Raw genomic sequence first — 21,532 nt, 5'->3', positions numbered from 1 at the left:
TGTTAGTTATCTCCTTTTTCTTTTGCTATTTATAACTTACAACTCTTGTATCATCTAGTATTCTAAATGTGAATGTTTCTGTTATAAATAATTCTACTTCTTGATTTGTATGCCCTTGATATCCTAGAGAAAAATCTTCTCCTAATACAAGCTCAATATTTTCATTATCGTAAGGAACTAATAATGCTCCAGTTATATTGTTTGAAACTATTATTGGTGTACCTAATATTTTTTCCAATCTTTTTGCTAATGAATCGTTTAAATTTACCATATTTAAATATATAAATTTTTCAAGACCTACAACTAACGCATAAGGCCCTTTACTAAATCCTGTATTTCTTAATTTAGAAACTCCATACATTAAATTTTTTATTGTTTCTTGCTCAGTTTTTCCAAAATCTAAGGCTTGTTTCTCATCCTTTAATAATCCTACTATACAAGCTTCAGCTAATCCAAAATATAAAGCTTCTTCTTCAAATTTAGCTGCTTTTTTTAAAGCCTCGTCTAAATTTGTATAATCAATATCTCTAGCTCCTCTTTCAAAGTTATCTAATTCCCATCTACTTAATCTAAAAGTTATTCTATTCTCTACAAAAGGTTGTGTTTGATAAACACCATAACTTAAATCATCTTTTTTATATATTGTTAACCTACCTGTATTTACTCCCCCTTTTTCTTTCCCAATAGGTCCAGTTACTTTTACAAATCTTCTTCCTGATAGTTGAGTTGTTAAAACCTCTTTTGCTCTCTCCTCTATATCTTTCCAAACTTTACTACTAATTGGTGCTAACTCTTTTTTTAGAAAATCCATATTCTCTCCTCCTTATCCTTTTAATGAACCTATATTTAATGATTTTACATCTACTACTACTTCACCGCTTTCTGAAGTTTGTTCATTTCCACCATTTCTTCCCATTAATTGAGCTTCTATTCCTACAATTTTTCCTTGTCTAAATATATAATCTTCCATCTCTTTTCCAAATTCAAATTGATTTCTTCTTAGCCATTCAACTATCATAACAGCATGCTCCATCTCTTCATTTCTATTATGAATCATAATCTCTTTAAGTTCAGGATCTACTGCCATTTCAGCTCTTTGATTATAATCATCAACTGCTTGTAATTCCTCCTTTAAACTTTGTATTGCATAGTCTAAGTCTGTAGCTTTTTTACTAATTCCATCCAACATATTTTTTTACACCTCCACATAATAAAATACTCTTATACTTCTATTATGTCTTTTTTTTATTTTTCCTTCTTTAATTTTTTATTTCTTTTTTTCAATTTACAATCCAAATAATAACTCTATTTTGGAAAATTTGAAATATAGCTAATCTCAGTTTTTTTTGATATCATACTAGTATAGTGTAATCTTATTAAAAATAGGTTCTTTTAAATGTTTAGCTTTTTTTATTTTTTATTTAATTTTTAGAAAGGTCGGGGGACAAGACTATGATTGAAAAAGAAGATATAATTTTAGCACAAAACGGAGATGAAGAATCAATTGAAAAAATTATCAAAGAGTATCAAGGAGCAATCTACAAAAATAATCGTTCATTTTTTCTCAAAGGTGGAGATAGTGACGATTTAATGCAAGAAGGTTTTATAGGGCTCATCAAAGCTATTAAATCTTATGATGAGACTAGGAACGCGTGTTTTAGTACTTTTGCAAATCTTTGTATTCGAAGACAAATGATTACAGCTGTTAAAAATCATAATTCTGATAAATACAAAAATTTAAATCTTGCTATGCAAGGAGAAGGTTATTCTACTCAAGAAGAAAGTATTCATTATTCACGTCCTTCCTTGGGATTTTATTCACCTGAAGATATCTTTTTAGGTAAAGAGTTAGTTTATCTACTAACTAGTTTCCTTGAAGAAAATCTAAGTACCCTAGAAAAAAATGTTTTTGCATACTTATGTAAAGAGTATACTTATGTTGAGATTGCTGGTTTTTTAAATGAACCTCCTAAAAAAATAGATAACACTATTCAAAGAATCAAAAAGAAAATTTTAACTTATCTTGGAACTTACTCAAAGTAAAATAAAAATAAGGAGAGCTAATAGCTCTCCTTATTTTTATTAATTAATACTGCTTCATTAATTCTTTTACTTTTAAAACAACTTCATCTTTAGAAACTTCTAAAGTTTCATTAGTTCTTCTAATTTTTAACTCTACAATTCCTTCAGCAGCTTTTTTACCAGCTACAACTTTAAATGGATATCCAATTAAATCTCCATCTTTAAATTTAAATCCAATTCTTTCATCTCTATCATCTAAAGCTACATCTATGCAATTATCTTGGAAATTTTTATAAATCTCTTCTGCTAATGCCACTTGTTCTTCAGATTTCATATTTGCTGGTATTACTTCAACTACAAATGGAGCTATTGCTGATGGCCAAATAATTCCATTTTCATCATTGTTTTGCTCTATTGCTGATGCCATAGTTCTAGAAACTCCTATTCCATAACATCCCATCTCCATAATTTGACTCTTTCCATTTTCATCTAAGAATGATGCATTTAATGCTTTCGAGTATTTATCTCCTAGTTTAAATATATGTCCACTTTCGATTCCTCTTGCACTTGCAAGCTCTCCTCCACACTTAGGACACTTTTCTCCAACTACTACTGTTCTTACATCAGCAACTACTTCTGCCTCATAATCTCTTCCATAATTAACGTTTATATAATGTGTATCTAATTTATTTCCACCTGCTGTGTGATTAGATATTCCTACAATACTCTTATCAGCTATAACTTTTATTTTTGTTAAATCAGCACCAACTGGTCCTATAAATCCTTTTACTAATCCTAAATTCTCAAGTTCTGAATCAGTTAACAATACAACATCTATAGTATCAATTATATTTTTTAACTTAACTTCATTAACCTCAAAGTCTCCTCTTATAAGAACCATATAAACATCATCTGTTACAACATCTTTATACATCATGGCTTTTACAGTTTGCTCTACAGGAACATTTAAGTATTCCACAACATCAACAATTTTTGATACATTTGGTGTATCTACTAATTTAACCTCTAAAGTTTCAGCTTTTGGCAACTCAACTATTGTACTTGTTGCTGTTTCAACGTTTGCAGCGTAATCACATGATGTACAATAAATGATTTCATCCTCTCCTGATTCTGCTAAAACATGAAACTCTTGCGATCCGCTTCCACCAATCGCTCCTGAATCTGCCTCAACTGCTCTAAATTTAAGTCCACATCTTTCAAATACTCTTGTATAAGCAGCCTTCATATTTTCAAACTCTTCATCTAAAGACTCTTTATTAGCATGGAATGAGTATGCATCTTTCATCATAAACTCTCTTCCTCTCATAAGTCCAAATCTAGGTCTTCTTTCATCTCTAAATTTAGTTTGAATTTGATATAAGTTTAATGGTAAAGACTTATAAGATGATATATCATTTCTAATAATATCTGTTATTACCTCTTCATGAGTTGGTCCTAATGCAAACTCTCTTGAATGTCTGTCTTGAATTCTCATCATTTCAGCACCCATTACGTCCCATCTTCCACTTTCTTTCCAAAGTTCTGCTGGTTGTAACACTGGCATGAATATCTCTTGAGCTCCTGCTCTATCCATCTCTTCTCTTACAATGTTTTCAACTTTTTTTAAAGCTTTTAAACCTAAAGGAAGGTATGTATAAACTCCACTTGCTAATCTTTTGATCATTCCTGATCTAAGTAATAGTTTATGACTTATTACTTCTGCCTCTTTAGGAGTTTCCTTAAGAGTTTTTACATAATATTTACTTAATCTCATCTTATCCTCCACTTTTTTTAATTAATTTTACCTCATATTCTATCATAACCTCTTTTAAGAGGTCAAACTTTTGTTAAACTTTTCATCAATATCCCATTGGAGAACTTGGTTATTTATTTTGCCTTTATTTTCTTTTAAGTATTCCATACAAATATCTTTAACTAACTTTATTGTTTTAACATCATGAACTATATCTATAAATTTAAGATCACTTAATCCACTCTGTTTTACACCAAAAATCTCTCCAGCTTTTCTTAATCTCAAATCTTCCTCTGCTATTTTAAATCCATCTTCAGTACTTTCTAAAACTCTAAGTCTTGCTGCTGAATTATCATTTTCTGTATTTGAAAGTAAGAAACAATAGGATTGGTGCTCTCCTCTTCCAACCCTTCCTCTAAGTTGATGTAATGTTGCTAGCCCAAAACGTTCAGAGTTTGTTATTACCATTATACTTGAATTAGGAACGTTTACTCCAACCTCAATAACTAAAGTAGAAACTAAGATATCTAGTTTTTGATTTTTAAAAAGATGCATAACTTCATCTTTTTCTTTGTTTTTCATTCTTCCATGCAAAATTCCAACTCTATATCCTGGTAAGTTTTTTAGAACTTCATTATATAACTCCTCTGTGGATTTAGCCGAAAGCTTTTCACTTTCATCTATTAAAGAAGCCACAAAATATGCTTGACGTCCCTCTTTTAATTTTTTATCTATGAAATGATACATTTTTTCTTCATCCTCTTCTTCACTAATCCATTTAGTTTTTATGGGCTTTCTTCCAGGAGGTAACTCATCTATTACTGCTACATCCAAATCTCCATATATACTCAAAGCTAAGGACCTCGGAATAGGAGTCGCACTCATAACAATAAGATTTGCTAAAACACCTTTATCTCTAAGCCTTTTTCTTTGTAAAACTCCAAATCTATGCTGCTCATCTATAACTATTAATCCCAATTTTTGAAATTCAACACTGTCTTCTATTATAGCATGAGTTCCTACTACAATATTTGTTACTCCTGTTTTTATCCTATCTAATAGTTCAACTTTCTTTTTTCCTTTTACACTTCCAGTTAAAAGTTCAACTTTTACTCCTAATAATTCTAAAGTTTCATAAATAGACAAATAGTGTTGCGTTGCTAAAATCTCTGTCGGAGCCATAAAAACTCCCTGATAACCGTTTTCTACCATGTATAAAAGTAACAATACCGCAACTATCGTTTTTCCACTTCCTACATCTCCTTGAATTAAATAATTTATTATTTTTCCAGCATTTATACCTTTATATATCTCTGTTATAACTTTTTTTTGAGCAGTTGTTAATGAAAAACATAAACTTTCTAAAAACTTCGAAACTAACTTTTTATTTCCTTTAATTTCATATAAACCCGCATTAGTCAAATCTATCTCAAAACGCTTTTGAAGTATTCCCATCTCCAATATTAATAGTTCTTCTATTGCAAAACGCCTTTTTGCCTCCTCTAAATTTCTTGGATTTGTTGGATAATGAATTTCTTTTAAAGCATTTTTTCTATTCATAAGTTTATACTTTTTTATTATTTCCTCTGGTATATTTTCTTGAAATATATCTAAATAATTTTTTAGCGCCTCTTTTAAAATTCTTCTTAAACTGTTTTGATTCAACTCTTTTATAGCACTATAAATAGGTAAAATTTCACCAGTATTTTCTTGTCCTTTATACAGTTTAAATTCTGGATTTACCATTTGAAATGTATATCCTCTTTTTACATTTCCTATAAAAATATACTCTTCTCCTATTTTTAAACTATTTCTTAAATAAGGTCTTTGAAACCATACAACTTCTAAAACTCCAGTTCCATCATTTACTGTTGCTTTTATCATTTTCATTCCTGTTCTTGTAGGAGGAGCAGATATATTCATTATATTTCCTTTTAATACAACATATTCATCTCCTCGTAATTCACCTATTTTTTTTATATTTGTTCTATCATCATAAGCTCTTGGAAAGTAATATATCAAATCATGAAGTGTTTCTATGTTTAATTTTTTTAACTTCGAATATGTTGCACTTGAAACTCCCTTTATATTAAAAAGTTCTATCTCTTTATAAATATCTATATATATCTTAATCACCACCTTTTTTTAATTATAACACACTTATATATCCTTTTGTACAATTTATAATACGTTTTGTATTTTTGCAATAAACCCTCTTTAAATAAGGTTTTGTGAAAAATATTTCTTTATATTTTATGTAATTTTTGTTTGACATTTTTTAAATTTTAATATATCATTATTATATAATATAAATAGGCAAAGTAGGAGAAATCCTATGACGCAAAACTATAGGGTCTTTAAAATGACAGCCAGTTGCAGTTACATTTTGGTTTAGCCAAAATATAAGTGCAACTGGCTTTTGTATTTTATAAACTTTATAAAATTACGGGAGGGAACAAATTATGAAAAAATTATTAATACTTTTATCTTTAACTACTACTATGACAGCTTTTGGTGTAACTTCAAATGATCAGGCTACTATGAACATTAAAGCTACTGTGATTAAACCACTAACTATTATAGCTAAAAATATGGAATTTGGAACTGTAATTCAAGGAACTAAGGCAACAGCTACTGGACAATACACTATTGATGGAGAACCAGGAGAAAAATTTGAAGTCACTTTATCTAACTTATCATCTTTAAAAAGAAATGGAAGTGAAGATACTTTAGATATTTCTTTTAATAATTTTGTTATTCCTCACAATCTAGATAATGCTGGAAAAGCAAGTTTTGACATGGTTGGAACAATAAATCCTACTACTGAAACTGTAACTGGTATATATACAGGTTCTATAACTGCTAGAGTTCAATATCAATAATTATTAACAACTGGGATATTCCCAGTTGTTTTCATATAAGGAGGAGTTATGTCATTAATTTTAAGTTTATTTTTATTAACTTTTAGTAATATATTTTCTTCTAATATTTCAGAAGAAAGTATGAATATCAATGCTACTGTTATAAAGCCTCTAAAAGTCATCCATAATGGTGATATTAATTATGGAAAAGTTATACAAGGCTCTACTCATTCAACTAATGGTCATATTTTTATAATATACGGTGAACCTGGACAAAACGTTGATATCTCTCTTAACGATAAAAACTTGAATGGTTTCAAGAAAAACATCTCTCTTTTTCATGAAAAAAGTGATTCAAATATTTTAAATGTTTCTTTAAAAAATACAAATGATGATGGTAAAAATACAAAACTAAATGAAAAAGGAGAATATAAATATTCTTTTGATACTGAACTTACAGTTCCTAAGAATGCACCAATTGGAAACTATTCTGGAACTTTAACTATGAAAGTTAAGTTTAAATAGCCCATTTATAATCTTAAAAATTATCGGAGGAAATAAATTATGAAAAAATTATTAACACTTTTATCTTTAACTACTGCTGTAGCAGCTTTTGGAAGTAGCAATCCTGATTCTGCTAATATGAACGTTAGTGCTACTATCATGGAAACTTTAACTGTTAAAATTGATCAACATGCTGAATTTGGAAAAATTGCTAAAGGAACTTCTGGAAATATTGCTATTGGAAAATTTTCTATAAAAGGACAAGGGCGTAATCAAGCTAAAATTACGATTTCTGGATTAACAAATGATGGTAAATTAGCTCTAAAAAATATAAGTGGAGCTACTGTTTGGGCAAACATTGATCACACAGAAGAAACTATAGTTCTTCGTCAAGATGAGTTTATTTCTGCCAAACCAATTAAATTCACTTTAGACATCCCAAATAATCAGCAAACTGGAGTATACAGCGGAAATGTTACAATCCAAGCAAGATATAACTAAAAAATAAAAACTGAGGAAATTACTCCTCAGTTTTTTTATGCTACAGAAACCTCTACTTTTTCATTTTTCTTAGGTAATATCAGGTTCATCACAACTGCTAAAGTTCCAGCTACAACAAATCCTGAATCTGTAAATATATATCTTATACTTTCAGGGAATGCTTCAATCACTCCTGGAACTAATCCTATTCCATATCCTAGTCCCAACGAAACTGCTAATATAACTGCATTTCTTCCTTCTAATGGTTCTTGGTTTATAAGATTTATTCCACTAATTGAAATCATAGAAAAAATCATTACTAAACTTCCACCTATAACACTTTGAGGAACTAATGTAAAAGCTGCTGCAACCTTTGGTATAAATGCACTTATTACTAAAAATAGCGCACCTATTCCCACAACAAATCGGCTCATTACTCCTGTCATAGCAATTATACCTGTATTTTGACTAAACGACGTCGTTGGTAATACTGAAAATATAGTTGCAAATGCGCTTCCTATTCCATCACATATTATTCCACCTTTAAGCTCCCTGTCTTTCAATTCTCTTTTAGCACCACCCATTGTAATTCCTGACATATCTCCCATCGTTTCTATAGCAGATACTACAAACATCATTACCATAGGAATAATTGCTTCTATATGAAATGAATACCCAAATGAAAATGGCCTTGGTATACTCACTATATCTGCCTGTAAAAGTGGAGTTATATCTATCTTTCCCATTAAAAAAGCTATTACTGTCCCCACTACTGTTCCTATAAAAATCGCTCCTGAACTTGTTACACCTTTTGTAAATTCCTTAAAAAATATTACCACTGCTAAAACTATTGTTCCTAAAATTAGATTCTCTTTAGATGCAAAGTCAGACGCTCCATATCCACCTGCAAAACTATTTATTCCAACTGGTAAAAGGTATAATCCTATAGCTAATATTACAGTTCCTGTAACTATTGGTGGAAAAAACTTTCTTATTCTCTTCATATGAAATCCTAAAAAAGCTTCAAAAATTCCTCCTATTAATGCTGCTCCTAAAACTCCTTCATACCCAAACTTGCTAGCTACTGATATAGCCACTGGTGCAAAAGAAAAGTTTGTTCCTACAACTACAGGCAATTTAGCTCCCATAGGTCCTAATGTATAAACTTGGACTAAAGTATTTAACCCAGCTACAAGTATTGTTGCTTGTATTAAGTTTATTTTTATATCTTGAGTAAAACCAAGTATTCCAGCAACTATTATTATAGGTGTTATATTTCCCATAAACATTGCCATAATGTGTTGTAAACCTAAAGGAATCGCTGTATTTAAGTCCGGCACTCCATTTAAGTCATAAGGTGATTTATTTCTCTGCATATTTAAAATTTCCTCCTATTTTAAATAAAAAAGCATAGACTCATGGATAGAATCTATGCTTAAATGCAGTCAGTTCTACCCATAGTGTCTTCATTTACGGTAAAGACGTAGAAACTATTGGACCATATTTCCAAAAATATATGAGTATGTTTTTTATTGTTTTTTATTTTTACAGTTGCTCTAATAACTCATCTGATATATCAAAGTTTGAATAAACATCATTTACATCATCTAAATCATCTAACCCTTCATATAATGCCATTACCTTTTTAGCAGTCTCTAAATCAGTAATTTGTACTTTATTATCTGGAATCATTGCAACTTCAGCTTCAGTTACATTATAACCAGCTTTTTTTAATTCTTCTGCTACTCTATTACAATCTGCTGAATCTGTTAAAACAGTAAACTCTCCATCTTCCTCTTTAACATCTTCTGCTCCAGCTTCTAAAGCTGCCATCATTAGCTCATCTGCGTCCACACCTTCAGCACCAACTATGATTTCTCCTTTTCTTTGAAACATCCAAGATACAGCACCATCTGTTCCTAAATTTCCATTTCTTCTAGAAAACGTTGCTCTAACTTCTGAAGCTGATCTATTTTTATTATCTGTTACAACCTCAACTATGAAAGCTGTTCCTTCTGGACCATACCCTTCATATCTAATTTCCATATAATCTACACCATCAAGTTCACCAGTACCTTTTTTAATAGCTCTCTCTAGGTTATCTTTTGGCATATTAGCAGCTTTTGCTTTATCTATTGCAAGTCTTAATCTTGGATTAAAGTTTGGATCTCCTCCAGCTTCCTTCGCTGCGATTGTTAACTCTTTTCCTAATTTTGTGAATAGCTTTCCTCTTTTAGCGTCTTGAGCACCTTTTCTATGCTTTATATTAGACCATTTACTATGTCCTGCCACAAAAACTCCTCCTCATTTTTAAATATCTTTTTAAATTTTATCATAACCACTATTTTTTTTCAATATATTTGGGTACAAGCTCCATTTTTTCCTTTACTTTTTCTAAAATAATATCTGGAGTAATTAATCTATATTTTTCTTCATACGATAAATCATCATATGTTTTATCTGAAAGTACATCTTTCGGTTCTATCCCTTCATGTCTTTTATTATCTCTTGAAAGCCAATCTCTTTTGCTAGAACCTGGGCTAAATATAGAAAAACTCGGAATATCTATAGCTTGGGCTAAGTGTCTCGGCCCACCTTCATTTCCTACAAATATATCACAATTAGATAATAACGCACCTAACTCCCTAATACTTTTTGTATTTACATCTGATATTATTCTTTTATCCCAATTTAAATCTTCATGAAATTTTTTAGCAAATTCTTTTTCATTTGGTGAATAGTATAAAATAATTTGACAATCAAATTCGTCTAATATTTTTTTTGCTAACTCTCTCATTAAATCTACAGGGTAAACTTTACTTTCTCTTCTTGAATTTATAGCTAAAGGAATTATTCAGGTATACTGTGTGTAATTACTATTACTTAAATTGTTTCCTTTAGACTTTTACATATCACAGAAGATAGTATTGCATCACCAATTTGTTTAAACCTTACCACTAAAATTTTCATATTAAATCTCCTCTATGGTATTTTTTATAGTCTTTAAATCTCCCCAAAATTCTACTGCTACCTTAGATCTCTTTCCACCATCATCTCTTGATTTTTTAGCAAAGTTAGCATCATATGTTACTAATAATTTTATGTCTCCTTTCCAATCTAACACTTTACCTTTTTCTTGAAGAAACTTAAACTCCCTTTCTAATAATAACTCTGCTACATCTTGACCTAGCGCTACAATAATTTTAGGATTCATTAATGATACCTGCATCATTAGATATTCTTTCAAATCTCTCTTATCTCTCTCTTCTAGCTCTCTATAATTTTTCTCAGATTTAGTTAATGTTGTTATATAATAACTCTCTGGCAGCAAACCTACTATATCACAAAGCTTTATTAGAAATTCTCCACTTGAACCTGGTCTTACCTTTAAATTTTCATCTATATATAAATTAGAATCATCTCCTACAAAAAGTACTGCTCCATTAAAGTTCCCTGTTCCTAAAACAATTTTTTCATTGCTGTCTTTTAATGCATCTGTCGTTCCTATTTCAAACTTCAGTTCTTCTAATAGTTTTTCAATTTCCTCCATAACTCCTCCTAAAATTTAATTAACTCACTACATATATCTTGATGAGCAATTTCTACTGAAATATCAATATTGTGTCTTACTAATTCATCTAAGACAGCATCAATAGCTAATTTTGGGTCATTACTATCTTTACTCATATGAGCTAAATAAACTTTTTTTAGCTTATCATGGTGTAACTCCCTTATAAATCTGGCACAATCATTATTTGATAGATGCCCATTCCTACTTTTTACTCGAGCCTTTAAATCCCAAGGATATGAACAATCCATTAACTTATGATAATCATAATTACACTCTATAACCATGATATCTACCTCTCTAAAAGCTTCTCTAACCGTATTATCAATATACCCTAAATCTGTAGCTATTGCCACCTTGCTTCCCGTACTTTCTTCTATTCTAAAACCTACTGTTCTTTCTGCATCGTGCATCACATCAAAAGGATATACCATACTATCTCCAACCCAAAATGCTTCTTCTATAAATCTCAAATTTTCATCTTTTATTTTTCCAATTTTCAGCATTCCAGCTTCATAGCTTTCTTTTGTGATATAGATTGGAATATCATATTTCCTTGATAGTATTCCTGCTCCTTGAATATGATCTCCATGTTCATGAGTTATTAAAATCCCATCTATATTACAAATATCTACTTTTATTTTTTTTAATTGTTCCTCTATTTTTTTTCCACTAAATCCAGCATCTATTAATAAGTTTATATTATCAGTTTCTACAAAAAGAGCATTTCCTTTACTTCCACTTCCTAGTACTGCTAATTTCATAACATTTCCTTTCTAAATATATATCTTAGTTATATATTATATCATAAAAAAACCTCTTAGCAAATATTGCTAAGAGGTTTGATATTATTATTAATTACATCTCTTCAAAATGGTCTTTACCCACATAACATAGTGGACAAACCCAATCTTCTGGTACATCTTCCCATTTTGTTCCTGGAGCTACTCCATTCTCTTGATCACCTATCGATTCATCGTAAACATAATCGCAAATTACACATCTCATATGCTTTCCCATTTTATACCCCCTTAATAATTAATTACTCCATAACCCGTGAATGTTACAATATTCTCTTGCGCATACTGATTCACCCTTCGGTACTTTAAAATATGCTTCTGGTGCATCTCCTGGCTTTAAATATTTTCTATATAAAAAGTTATCCACACAAATTTCTATCATTTGAATATAATGTTCCTCTGTCATCGGATGAGCCATTTCTTTACCAACTTTTACTAAGTAACCATCTTCTTTTTCTTCTACAAATGGTACATGTTTTTCAGTTGAAGCATCTTGAGTTTTTTCTTTTACTATTTCTAACCCATCTACAGAAATACCATCCTTATCTGCTACAATTACCTCTAATAATACTGGGTTTTCTTTCACTTTAAAAATTTCATAAACTTTCATGACAACCTCCTCTAATTATTAAACATATTTTTATAATTTGACAATTATTTATTCTGACATTTAGGACAAGTTCCTTTAAAATAAACATGATATTCATCAATTTTGAAATCTTTCATATCTCCAACTATAAGTTGATCTATTGTCACTGGAATATCAAAAACTTTTTTACAATCTACACACTTAAAATGACCGTGTACATGTGTGTCCACATCATATCTAGTTTCATTTTCTTCTATTGTTATTACTTTAGCAATTCCTTTTTCTATAAAAAGATTTAATGTATTATAAACTGTAGTTTTAGAAAGAGTGGGAATTTCAGGACATAAAGCCTTATAAATCTCATCAACTGTTGGATGAGTTTTATTCTCTAACAAATATTCAAATACTTTCATTCTTTGATATGAGGGTTTTATATCATGTATTTTTAAATGTTCACCTATATTTTCAATATACATGCTTCCTCCTTTTGAAATAATTACAATTTTGTAATTATTCTTTTTAATTTAATATACACCTTTTTAGTATTTTTGTCAAGAGATCATAATAAATTTTTAATCATCAAATAGCGATCTATTCCTTTTCCATATTCATCTTTTTGTAATTCTTCTATTGTATATCCTGCTTTTTTATACATATTAATAGCCTTCATATTATCAGGATCTACGGTTAAATAAACCTTTTCTATTTGTAACTTTCTCAACCTATTATGAGTTTCTTCTAAAAGTATCTTTCCATATCCCTTCCCTCTTTCCTTTAAAGAAGTTGAAAATCCATATAAAAAAACTTCTTTTTTTCCTAACACACCTTGATACTGAGCAACTGATAAAAGTTCATTATCTTCATTTAATAGTACATAAAGTTTTCCATATCTTATGAAACTCATAATCATCCACATATCTGCTCCACCCATTATGCCAAAACTTTCTATTTCATTATCAAATATTTTTTTTATTAATATTCTATTTTTTGCATCAACCTCTATTATTTTCATTGCTCCTCCTAATATCCTATGTCAAACAGATGAAGGCCAAAAGGTTCGGCTACTATTTTCGCGTACTTAACATTTGGATTTTTTAACATTTCAGTTAAGTAGTTTTCAGGTTTTTTTCCAAAATAAATAGATAAAACTGTGCCTACTATTATTCTAATTTGAGATTTTAAAAATGCGTTGCCCTTAACATATAATTTAATTGTCTTCCCATTTACCCTTTCAAATTTAGCTTCATAAATCTCTCTAATTGTAGTATTACTTCCACAATCTGAAAGTCTAAAATTTGAAAAGTCATGCTGTCCTACCAAAGGAGAAACTATTTTATTTAATTTTTCTAAGTCTAATTGTTCATCAACAAAAGTAACATATCGAGCTTGAAAAGGATTTCTATCCTCTCCTATATAGTATTCATATGATCTATATGTTGCTGAAAATCTTGAACTAAAGTCTAAATCTACTTCTTCTACATCTAATATAAATATATCATTAGGAATTAAACCATTTATAATTCTTTTTATTTTTTCTAAAGGAATACTTGAACTAGTATAAAAATTTGAAACTTGTTTTTTAGCATGAACTCCTCTATCAGTTCTTCCTGCAGAAACTAAATCTATTTTATTTTTAAAAATCGTTCCTAAAACTTTCTCTAACTCTCCTTGCACAGTTCTAAAACCAGGTTGTCTTTGAAAGCCAAAAAATTCACTTCCATCATAACTATATGTCAACTTTATATTTCTTTCCATACTATTCTCCTTTTCCTTTTTTCTATATATAAAAAAAAGTCTTGAATATTCAAGACTTTGTAGTATCTTATATGGTGCGAGAGGAGGGACTTGAACCCTCACGTCGAAACGCCAGATCCTAAGTCTGGTGCGTCTGCCAATTCCGCCACCCTCGCAAAAAGATGGTGCGTCATACTGGGCTCGAACCAGTGACAACACGATTAAAAGTCGTGTGCTCTACCATCTGAGCTAATGACGCATCTTATAAAATTATTTGGGGTGACCGACGGGATTCGAACCCGCGACAACCAGATCCACAAACTGGCGCTCTACCAACTGAACTACGGCCACCAAATGGCGTGTCTGAAGAGATTCGAACTCCTGACCCACGCCTTAGAAGGGCGTTGCTCTATCCAGCTGAGCTACAGACACATTTGATGAAATATTAAATTGGAGCGGGAGACGAGGGTCGAACTCGCGACATTCAGCTTGGAAGGCTGACGCTCTACCAACTGAGCTACTCCCGCAGATGGTCGGAATAGCAAGATTCGAACTTGCGGCCCCCTGCTCCCAAGGCAGGTGCGCTACCGGACTGCGCTATATTCCGACTATTTAGTTTTTGTAACTCGCTTTCGTTCGCTACAAAATTATAGTATCATAAATTCTCAATTATGTCAACAAACTTTTTTTATTTTTTTTATTTTTTTATTTATGCTTCAAAAAAAAGGATTGATTTTATTAAAAAAGAATAATAATTTATATACAAATATAAAAAGTTTTTCTATAATATCTATAATCATTTTTAGTTAAGGAGGTTTTTTATAATGAAAAATACAAAACTTATTTGCTCTGTTCTTTTAGCTGGATCTCTTTTTGGAGCGTGTACAGCTACTGGGTATAACAGTAAAACTACTGGAACTGCCGGTGGAGCCGCAGTGGGAGCTTTAATTGGACAAGCTATTGGTCAAGATACAAAGGGAACACTTATTGGAGCAGGAATTGGTGCTCTTGCTGGTTTAGGTTGGGGAGCATATAAAGACCAACAAACAAAGGAGTTACAAGCTAGATTACAAAATACTCAAGTTAAAGTTACAGATGAAGGAAATTATATAAATCTTAATCTTCCTGGAGGAGTTACATTCCCTACAAATGGATATGTTATAGGAAATGGATTCTATGGACCTTTAAATGATATTGCTGCTGTTTTAAATCAATATCCTGAAACAAGAATAGTTATTTCTGGTAATACTGATAACACAGGAGCTTACTCTTATAATATGAATTTATCTGTTAAAAGAGCTAGAAGTGTTGCCGATTACCTTGTACGTAGAGGAGTAAATCCTAATAGAGTAACAATTAATGGTTATGGTCCTGATAGACCTATTGCTAGTAACTCAACTGCTTCTGGTAGAGCACAAAATAGAAGAGTTGAAATTCAAATTTTCCCAGCATATTAATATAAAATTAAAGAGGGCCAATTAGGCCCTCTTCTTTAGTTTTTTATTTTTTCTAATGCTTTTTTAGTAGCCTCTTTTATCCCTTCTGATGTATATGTGGCTCCTGATACAATATCAAATTCAGCATTTTGATTTTTTAGGATATATGTTTTTAATGTATCTACAGCTGGATCTGCTATTGGCGGTGTATCTTGATGAACAACATCAACTCCAACAATTTTAAATCCATTTCCTTTTGGTTTTACTTGTAATTTTACACTTAAATCACCATTATATCCAGTTCCAACCTCTTCTATAACTAATGGTCCTGGTTTATTTGCTTCATATACTCCTAATAATAATCCTAGCCCTATAAAAGCTATTACTATTTTTTTCCTTAAAGATTCTTTATTCATCTATAACCCCTTTTATTTTTTCGGTATTAATCTAGGAACTACCTTATCTCTACCTTCTAATCCAACTTTTTGAATATACTCAATTAAAACCTCGTCTAAAGCTGGATAGTGTCCTAATTCTTTTCCATTAGCTAAAGATGAATATCCATCTCCACCTGCTGCCATAAAGTCATTTGTTGCTACAACATATGTTTTATTTGGATTTAATTTTTCATTACCTATTTTTATCTCTAAAACTCTTCTATAAGCTGGATTTTTAACATTAAATTTAACTGTCATTCCTGCCACTTGTGCCATTGCACCTAGTGATTCTGGATATGATCTAATTCCATTTTCAACAGCCTTTTGTAAATCTGATCCTTTTACTTCCTTTGTAATTACATAATTTCCAAATGGTAATACACTAATTACATCTCCTACTGTAACCTCTCCTGGATTAATAGATGCTCTAATTCCTCCACCATTTGTAAGAGCTACATCTGCTCCTGTTTTCCATAGCATTGCATCTGTTATTAATTGTGACAGATTCGTTTCTCCTGTTCTAACAAAAGCTCTATCTCCTTGTAATAATATTGGTGATTCTCCAACTTTAACACTAGTTATCATTTCTTGTTTTCTAGAAATTTCATCTATTGTAGCTTTTACTTTAGTATCTTCTGGAACTGGATTATCTCCATTCATTATTATATTTTTCGTATAAAGAGTATAATCTATTGCTTCAATTTTATTTTTTAATTTATCAAAGTCAACTTTTACTACTCCAACATTTTTAGCATATTCTCCTGTTTGTACTATTGTAACTCCATTAACTACCTTTTTCTCTTTTAATTCAGTATGACTATGTCCATCAATAATTAAATCTATTTCAGGTACTGCTTCAGCTAATCCTATACTTTGTAAATTTTTTGCTGTACTTTCATCATCACCTAAGTGAGATATTACAACAATAAACTTAACTCCTTCTTTTTTCATTTGGGCAACAACCGATTTAGCAGTTGCTATTGGGTCAGCTATTGTTATATTTTTTACATTATTTGGATTTGTTTTAAAGTATGTTTCAGGAGTTGCTAATCCAAAGAAACCTACTTTTTTTCCATCTATTTTTCTAATATCATAAGTTCCTGCAATAGGCTTACCTGTTGTTTTATCTACAACATTTGCCGCTAATGTTTTATATTTTTGCATTGATAACAACTCTTCTAACTTTTCTTGTCCATAATTAAAATCATGGTTTCCTAAAGTTGCATAATCAAGACCTGCTGCATTTAAAGTTTCTACCATTGACTCACCTTTAGTTAAAGTGGCAAAAGTTGTTCCGTGCATTGTATCTCCAGCATCTATCAGTAATACTTTTCCATTATTTTTATCCTGCTCTAAAGCTTTAGCTATAGTAGCTACTCTAGCTAATCCTACACCATCATACTTCCCCTCTTTTGCTCTCCCATGAACATCATTAACATGAACTAAAGTAAGTTCATATTCCCCATCTTTTGGTGGTAATACTTTACAAGCAGAAAGAGCTAAGACTAACCCCATTAAACCAAAAACTTTTAAATTTTTATTCATTTTTCCTCCCTAATTAATCCTAGTTTTCAAATTAAATTCGAACATATTTTATCATATTTAGACAAAATTGTAAAAGAAAAAACTGCATATAAACGCAGTTTTTTCAAGACCTTATATTTTATTTTTTAAAGTTTTAAGTAATTTTAAACTAACTTCTAAACTTTCTTTATCAACTTCAAATACATCTATCCATTTTTTTAAAGTCTCAATCTCTTTTAATCTCATTATTTTTTCACTTTCTTCTTGAAAAAGATATTTTTTTATACTTAAAGCTTCTTGGATTTGATATCTATAAAATTCTAAATATTTTTCATCCTTTATTAAAACTTTTTCTATCTGAGTTTTTATTTTTTCAGAAGATAAATATCCCTTTTTTAATAAATCAACTGTTATTCTTTTTAAAAATAGATATTCTTTTAAAAAAAATTCTTTTTTATATCGATAAATTCTTAGTTCTTGAATATAGTTAATCAAAAGAAAAGGAAATACAACAACCATCATAGATATTCTAGGCTTTTCTATTATTTCGTTTGATATTTCTATAGCTCTTTTTTTTTCTTCCTCTATAAATATATCAATGTTTTGCATCTTTACTCTCTCCCAAATTTGAGTAAGTTAACGTATGTCTAACATTTTCTGAACTTGGTTCAACCTTTTTTACAAAAATATAATACCATGCTCCTGATTCTATATCCTCTTCTGCTAACTTCTCATGTGCTTCTTTAAATCCTAAAGTTTCATCTAAAAAAGGCAATACAGAGAAACAGAAAAAATATATACATACAAAACTACCTATAAAAGCTATCCACTTTTTTATCATATCTCCTCCTAAAACTCTCTATAAACTCATTAAAGATTTTGTTATATCAGGGAAAACTACATGGAACATTAAGTATGCAGCTCCAAAAGTTACACCTAGGTTTATAATTTTTCCTACTATATAAAGAGTAATTGGCTTTCCACCTTTAAATAACTTACTTAATTCACTGAAGTTTGTAGATAATCCGATACTTGTAAAAGCTAAACAGAATAACCAACCTTGTAAAGGTGAAATTAATCCATTTACCATACCTTTATCTATAATTATTTTAGACCCATCTACGCCTAACATTCCATAAATTCCAGAGAAAACAAGAGAGGCTCCAATAAATCCTAATATGAATTTTGGAAATCTATTCCAAATCTCTTTCAACGAACCTTTTAAAGAGAAATCTCTTTCTTCAGCCATAGATTTATCAACTTTTAATGACCAGTATGCTGCTACACCTAATGCCATTACCCCAATTATTATATTTTGAATCATTTTTATAGTTGCTGCAACGTCTCTAGCAACTGGACCTAAATATTCTCCAGCAGCAACTACTGCTCCTGTTGAATCAACAGTTCCGCCAATCCATGCTCCACCTAATACTGGATCCATATTTAAAGCTTTTATAAACATTGGCATTGCTATCATCATAAACGCAGTAAACATAATAGATATACTTACAGATAGCGTAAGCTCCTCTTTTTTAGCTTTACAAGCTGCCGCTGCTGCAATAGCTGCTGATACACCACTTACAGACATATCCGCTGACATAACCATATTTAAGCTCTTTGATTCCATTTTTAAAATTTTATCCCCAAATCCAAAAGTTAAAACTAAAACTACTGGAGTTACAAACCAAGTTACAAAAATTCCTGGTATTCCTATTAATAAAACTTTATTTACTAAAACTGTTGACCCCAATAAAATCAATCCTGTTTTTATAAAATATTCTGTCTGAGCTGCTGCTAAAAGCTTTTTTGGTGTCCCAACTGTATTACTAACTATTAATCCTAAAACTAGACCCCAGAAAACATAACCTAGACCCCAAGCTTTTAAAGTCTCTTGCTCTCCTAATAAATAAGCTCCTGTAGCTAAAGCAAATACTGCTGGAAATCCTTGTAAAAACCCTTCTCTATCTCTTCCCATTTTTTTCATACCTAAACTAAAGTAAATTCCTATAGCTGCTAATAATATTGCTAAATTAGGAATTAAGTTATATGGCTTTACAATAGCTTTTGATTTCATTTTATTTTCTTTATCTCTACTAACTAACCACTTATCTGTTAATTCATTTGCAGCTGTATTTAAATTAGTATCTGCAAAAGCCTTTTCTTCAGCTAAAGCAGTTGCTGCTAAAGCTTGATTTTTTAATAACATTGTTTCCTTTTTTAAATCTTCATATTGTTGAATAAACGGTGCACCTTTTACTTTAGCTGCACTTTCACTTAAATATATTGACTCAATTGGATTGGTAACCCATTTTTTAGGTTTTCCTAAAATACTTTTTACCTTTTCTGTTGTTGATGTTTTTATAGCCAAACTATTTTTATCAAATTGTGCTTCATGCCACTGAACTGTTTTAAAAGGAGCTCTTTCTCCCTCTGCTTTCATTATACTATTATAAACCTCTGTTTTACCTAAAACACTTTGTGAATCTGACCCCATGTAAATAATTGTACAAAATATAAGTATAATTGTTGCTAGTAATATTGCCCAGTAATCTTCAAATTTAAATAAATCTAGTATTGTTTCCTTTAAACTTTTTTTGTTCTCTTTTACAGCTTCCATTTTTACCCCCTAGGTTTTTTTTAATGTGCTCTTTGTTGAACTGATATTCAAAGTCCCAAACATGACTAATGGGAACCCTTTTGGGGTCCCCATTAATCTGACTATATTTTTTGGATTTTAAAAACTAAATTTTAGTGACCTCCACCGTAGTTAAAAGGTTTTTCTAATGTATATGTCTCTCCTGGACTTGGGTGTTGAGATATTGGCTTAACGTTGATATTAGCTCTATACTCTGTTTCTGCCCAAAGGATTCTTTGTGCTACTTGTGCTTCTGGATTTAACTCTACTCCATCAAGTATCATCTCTTTAAACTTCTGATATCCAGCTCTATCAATTAAGTGACCTCCATGGATATACATAGGCTTATGATGTAATACATTAGCAGAGAACTTCTGCCAGTTTCCAATAACTTGAAGAATAACATCCTCAGTTACCCAGTTTAAGAACATTTTACCCATTCTTGGATATTGCTTTCCTGTTCTTCCACCTATTGTCATTCTATATAATTTTTGCTCTGGTCTTACCCATGCAGATGATGGACATGCCTCAACACACTCTCCACATCCTACACAACAGCAAGAATCCTTTACAATTCTGTGATTTTCTAATTTTAAAACTCTTGTAGCAGCGTGATCACAAACTTTAACACATCTTCCACATCCAATACATCTATCTTTTAAGTAGATTGGCTTAGTTACACCCATAATTCCAAAATCGTTAAAGTGTGCTTTAGCACAGTCATTTGGACATCCAGCTATAGCCATTTTTATATGATAGTGACTTGGGAAAATTTTCTTCTCAAGTTTTCTAGCTAATTCCCAAGTATTGATATTAGCTTTTACGCAGTGAGAGTTTCCGATACATGCCATGATGTTTCTAGCTCCGATAGTAGGATATCCAGCTTTGTTAACTTCCATCTCAGCTCCACACATCTCTACATCTACTTCTTTAATATATTCCTCTAAGTAAGCATTTACTGCCTCTACATTTTCAAATTTTATTCCAGGAGCGTTAAGAGTTTGTCTCATACCCATGTGGAATGTTCCATCTCCCCATCTCTCTGCAATCTCTTGTATTACTTTTAAATATTTAGCTTCAATTAATCCACCTGGAACACGAAGTTGGATCATGAACTCTCCAGGTACTTTTGATTGACGGAAGCAGTTTAATTTTAGTTTAGTTATATTAATATCGTGATTCACTTATT

At 30.7% G+C, this 21,532-nt stretch carries 25 protein-coding genes, 6 tRNA genes and 2 riboswitches; of the genes, 5 read left to right on the top strand and 26 right to left on the bottom strand.

The annotated features are described in order from the left end of the window. Nucleotides 1-25: 25 nt before the first annotated feature. On the bottom strand, nt 26-811 hold the full coding sequence (locus MKD34_RS01820) for a family 1 encapsulin nanocompartment shell protein (RefSeq protein ID WP_240219474.1): 786 nt from the start codon (nt 809-811) through the stop codon (nt 26-28). Nucleotides 812-823: 12 nt separating this feature from the next. Then, nucleotides 824-1,189, bottom strand: coding sequence for a ferritin family protein (locus MKD34_RS01815; protein WP_240219473.1), 366 nt, complete (start codon nt 1,187-1,189; stop codon nt 824-826). 263 nt (nt 1,190-1,452) lie between these two features. On the opposite strand from MKD34_RS01815, the gene MKD34_RS01810 reads away from it, so the two are divergent. Beyond that, entirely contained in the window at nt 1,453-2,043 is a 591-nt protein-coding gene (locus MKD34_RS01810; RefSeq protein ID WP_240219472.1) for a sigma-70 family RNA polymerase sigma factor, read from the top strand. Between the two features lie 43 nt (nt 2,044-2,086). Here MKD34_RS01810 and MKD34_RS01805 read toward each other — a convergent pair whose 3' ends face one another. Together MKD34_RS01805 and recG are read right to left on the bottom strand one after the other, a co-directional pair. Continuing rightward, nucleotides 2,087-3,796, bottom strand: coding sequence for a proline--tRNA ligase (locus tag MKD34_RS01805; protein WP_240219471.1), 1,710 nt, complete (start codon nt 3,794-3,796; stop codon nt 2,087-2,089). A gap of 54 nt (nt 3,797-3,850) precedes the next feature. Then, nucleotides 3,851-5,911, bottom strand: a complete 2,061-nt coding sequence (gene recG / locus MKD34_RS01800; RefSeq protein ID WP_240219470.1) for an ATP-dependent DNA helicase RecG — start codon at nt 5,909-5,911, stop codon at nt 3,851-3,853. 169 nt (nt 5,912-6,080) lie between these two features. Beyond that, a riboswitch (cyclic di-GMP riboswitch) is annotated at nt 6,081-6,156 on the top strand. 81 nt (nt 6,157-6,237) lie between these two features. On the opposite strand from recG, the gene MKD34_RS01795 reads away from it, so the two are divergent. Genes MKD34_RS01795 through MKD34_RS01785 form a run of 3 tightly spaced genes read left to right on the top strand, consistent with a single transcriptional unit; the run spans nt 6,238 to nt 7,641 of the window. Next, nucleotides 6,238-6,657, top strand: coding sequence for a DUF4402 domain-containing protein (locus tag MKD34_RS01795; RefSeq protein ID WP_240219469.1), 420 nt, complete (start codon nt 6,238-6,240; stop codon nt 6,655-6,657). 48 nt (nt 6,658-6,705) lie between these two features. Further along, entirely contained in the window at nt 6,706-7,161 is a 456-nt protein-coding gene (locus MKD34_RS01790) for a DUF4402 domain-containing protein (RefSeq protein ID WP_240219468.1), read from the top strand. A gap of 39 nt (nt 7,162-7,200) precedes the next feature. Next, the gene (locus MKD34_RS01785; RefSeq protein ID WP_240219467.1) at nt 7,201-7,641 is read left to right on the top strand and encodes a hypothetical protein; all 441 of its coding nucleotides are present in this window, start codon (nt 7,201-7,203) and stop codon (nt 7,639-7,641) included. A 35-nt stretch (nt 7,642-7,676) separates the two neighbouring features. Here MKD34_RS01785 and MKD34_RS01780 read toward each other — a convergent pair whose 3' ends face one another. From MKD34_RS01780 to MKD34_RS01705, 16 genes are all read right to left on the bottom strand, one after another. Beyond that, on the bottom strand, nt 7,677-8,996 hold the full coding sequence (locus MKD34_RS01780) for a uracil-xanthine permease family protein (protein ID WP_240219466.1): 1,320 nt from the start codon (nt 8,994-8,996) through the stop codon (nt 7,677-7,679). Nucleotides 8,997-9,058: 62 nt separating this feature from the next. Further along, nucleotides 9,059-9,160: riboswitch (purine riboswitch) on the bottom strand. Nucleotides 9,161-9,165: 5 nt separating this feature from the next. After that, nucleotides 9,166-9,912 (bottom strand): YebC/PmpR family DNA-binding transcriptional regulator, encoded by a 747-nt coding sequence (locus MKD34_RS01775; protein ID WP_240219465.1) that lies wholly within the window; start codon nt 9,910-9,912, stop codon nt 9,166-9,168. A gap of 49 nt (nt 9,913-9,961) precedes the next feature. Next, nucleotides 9,962-10,459, bottom strand: coding sequence for a glycosyltransferase family 9 protein (locus MKD34_RS01770; protein WP_282441579.1), 498 nt, complete (start codon nt 10,457-10,459; stop codon nt 9,962-9,964). Between the two features lie 132 nt (nt 10,460-10,591). Beyond that, nucleotides 10,592-11,170, bottom strand: coding sequence for a uracil-DNA glycosylase family protein (locus tag MKD34_RS01765; protein WP_240219463.1), 579 nt, complete (start codon nt 11,168-11,170; stop codon nt 10,592-10,594). Nucleotides 11,171-11,178: 8 nt separating this feature from the next. Then, the gene (locus tag MKD34_RS01760) at nt 11,179-11,952 is read right to left on the bottom strand and encodes an MBL fold metallo-hydrolase (protein ID WP_240219462.1); all 774 of its coding nucleotides are present in this window, start codon (nt 11,950-11,952) and stop codon (nt 11,179-11,181) included. A 94-nt stretch (nt 11,953-12,046) separates the two neighbouring features. Beyond that, nucleotides 12,047-12,208 (bottom strand): rubredoxin, encoded by a 162-nt coding sequence (locus MKD34_RS01755; protein WP_240219461.1) that lies wholly within the window; start codon nt 12,206-12,208, stop codon nt 12,047-12,049. 18 nt (nt 12,209-12,226) lie between these two features. After that, a complete protein-coding gene (locus MKD34_RS01750) occupies nt 12,227-12,598 on the bottom strand; it encodes a desulfoferrodoxin family protein (protein ID WP_240219460.1) in 372 nt (123 codons plus the stop codon). Between the two features lie 44 nt (nt 12,599-12,642). Continuing rightward, entirely contained in the window at nt 12,643-13,053 is a 411-nt protein-coding gene (locus tag MKD34_RS01745; protein WP_240219459.1) for a Fur family transcriptional regulator, read from the bottom strand. Nucleotides 13,054-13,136: 83 nt separating this feature from the next. After that, nucleotides 13,137-13,589, bottom strand: a complete 453-nt coding sequence (locus MKD34_RS01740) for a GNAT family N-acetyltransferase (protein WP_240219458.1) — start codon at nt 13,587-13,589, stop codon at nt 13,137-13,139. An 8-nt stretch (nt 13,590-13,597) separates the two neighbouring features. After that, a complete protein-coding gene (truA, locus tag MKD34_RS01735) occupies nt 13,598-14,332 on the bottom strand; it encodes a tRNA pseudouridine(38-40) synthase TruA (RefSeq protein WP_240219457.1) in 735 nt (244 codons plus the stop codon). 72 nt (nt 14,333-14,404) lie between these two features. Next, nucleotides 14,405-14,487 (bottom strand) — tRNA-Leu (locus tag MKD34_RS01730). Between the two features lie 7 nt (nt 14,488-14,494). Then, a tRNA-Lys gene (locus tag MKD34_RS01725) sits at nt 14,495-14,570 on the bottom strand. 16 nt (nt 14,571-14,586) lie between these two features. Next, nucleotides 14,587-14,662 (bottom strand) — tRNA-His (locus MKD34_RS01720). 4 nt (nt 14,663-14,666) lie between these two features. Next, a tRNA-Arg gene (locus MKD34_RS01715) sits at nt 14,667-14,743 on the bottom strand. A gap of 19 nt (nt 14,744-14,762) precedes the next feature. Continuing rightward, nucleotides 14,763-14,838 (bottom strand) — tRNA-Gly (locus MKD34_RS01710). 3 nt (nt 14,839-14,841) lie between these two features. After that, nucleotides 14,842-14,918 (bottom strand) — tRNA-Pro (locus MKD34_RS01705). A 217-nt stretch (nt 14,919-15,135) separates the two neighbouring features. Here MKD34_RS01705 and MKD34_RS01700 point away from each other — a divergent pair. Further along, on the top strand, nt 15,136-15,768 hold the full coding sequence (locus tag MKD34_RS01700; RefSeq protein WP_240219456.1) for an OmpA family protein: 633 nt from the start codon (nt 15,136-15,138) through the stop codon (nt 15,766-15,768). 35 nt (nt 15,769-15,803) lie between these two features. Here the strand turns inward: MKD34_RS01700 and MKD34_RS01695 are convergent, their stop codons facing one another. The 6 genes from MKD34_RS01695 to asrC form a co-directional block, all read right to left on the bottom strand. After that, the gene (locus tag MKD34_RS01695; RefSeq protein WP_240219455.1) at nt 15,804-16,163 is read right to left on the bottom strand and encodes an FMN-binding protein; all 360 of its coding nucleotides are present in this window, start codon (nt 16,161-16,163) and stop codon (nt 15,804-15,806) included. Nucleotides 16,164-16,175: 12 nt separating this feature from the next. Then, nucleotides 16,176-17,729, bottom strand: a complete 1,554-nt coding sequence (locus MKD34_RS01690; protein ID WP_240219454.1) for a bifunctional metallophosphatase/5'-nucleotidase — start codon at nt 17,727-17,729, stop codon at nt 16,176-16,178. A 111-nt stretch (nt 17,730-17,840) separates the two neighbouring features. Further along, nucleotides 17,841-18,317, bottom strand: a complete 477-nt coding sequence (locus tag MKD34_RS01685; protein ID WP_240219453.1) for a hypothetical protein — start codon at nt 18,315-18,317, stop codon at nt 17,841-17,843. Beyond that, nucleotides 18,304-18,549, bottom strand: a complete 246-nt coding sequence (locus MKD34_RS01680) for a hypothetical protein (protein WP_240219452.1) — start codon at nt 18,547-18,549, stop codon at nt 18,304-18,306. Before MKD34_RS01680 ends, MKD34_RS01685 begins: the two co-directional genes overlap by 14 nt. An 18-nt stretch (nt 18,550-18,567) precedes the next feature. Further along, nucleotides 18,568-20,325, bottom strand: a complete 1,758-nt coding sequence (locus MKD34_RS01675) for a YeiH family protein (RefSeq protein ID WP_240219451.1) — start codon at nt 20,323-20,325, stop codon at nt 18,568-18,570. 131 nt (nt 20,326-20,456) lie between these two features. Next, nucleotides 20,457-21,527, bottom strand: a complete 1,071-nt coding sequence (gene asrC / locus MKD34_RS01670) for a sulfite reductase subunit C (protein ID WP_240219450.1) — start codon at nt 21,525-21,527, stop codon at nt 20,457-20,459. Between the last annotated feature and the right edge of the window lie 5 nt (nt 21,528-21,532).

Origin of the sequence: Cetobacterium somerae, assembly GCF_022430525.1 — a bacterium.
In the GTDB taxonomy this organism is placed as follows: domain Bacteria; phylum Fusobacteriota; class Fusobacteriia; order Fusobacteriales; family Fusobacteriaceae; genus Cetobacterium_A.
This window is presented reverse-complemented; position numbering and strand designations above follow the sequence as displayed.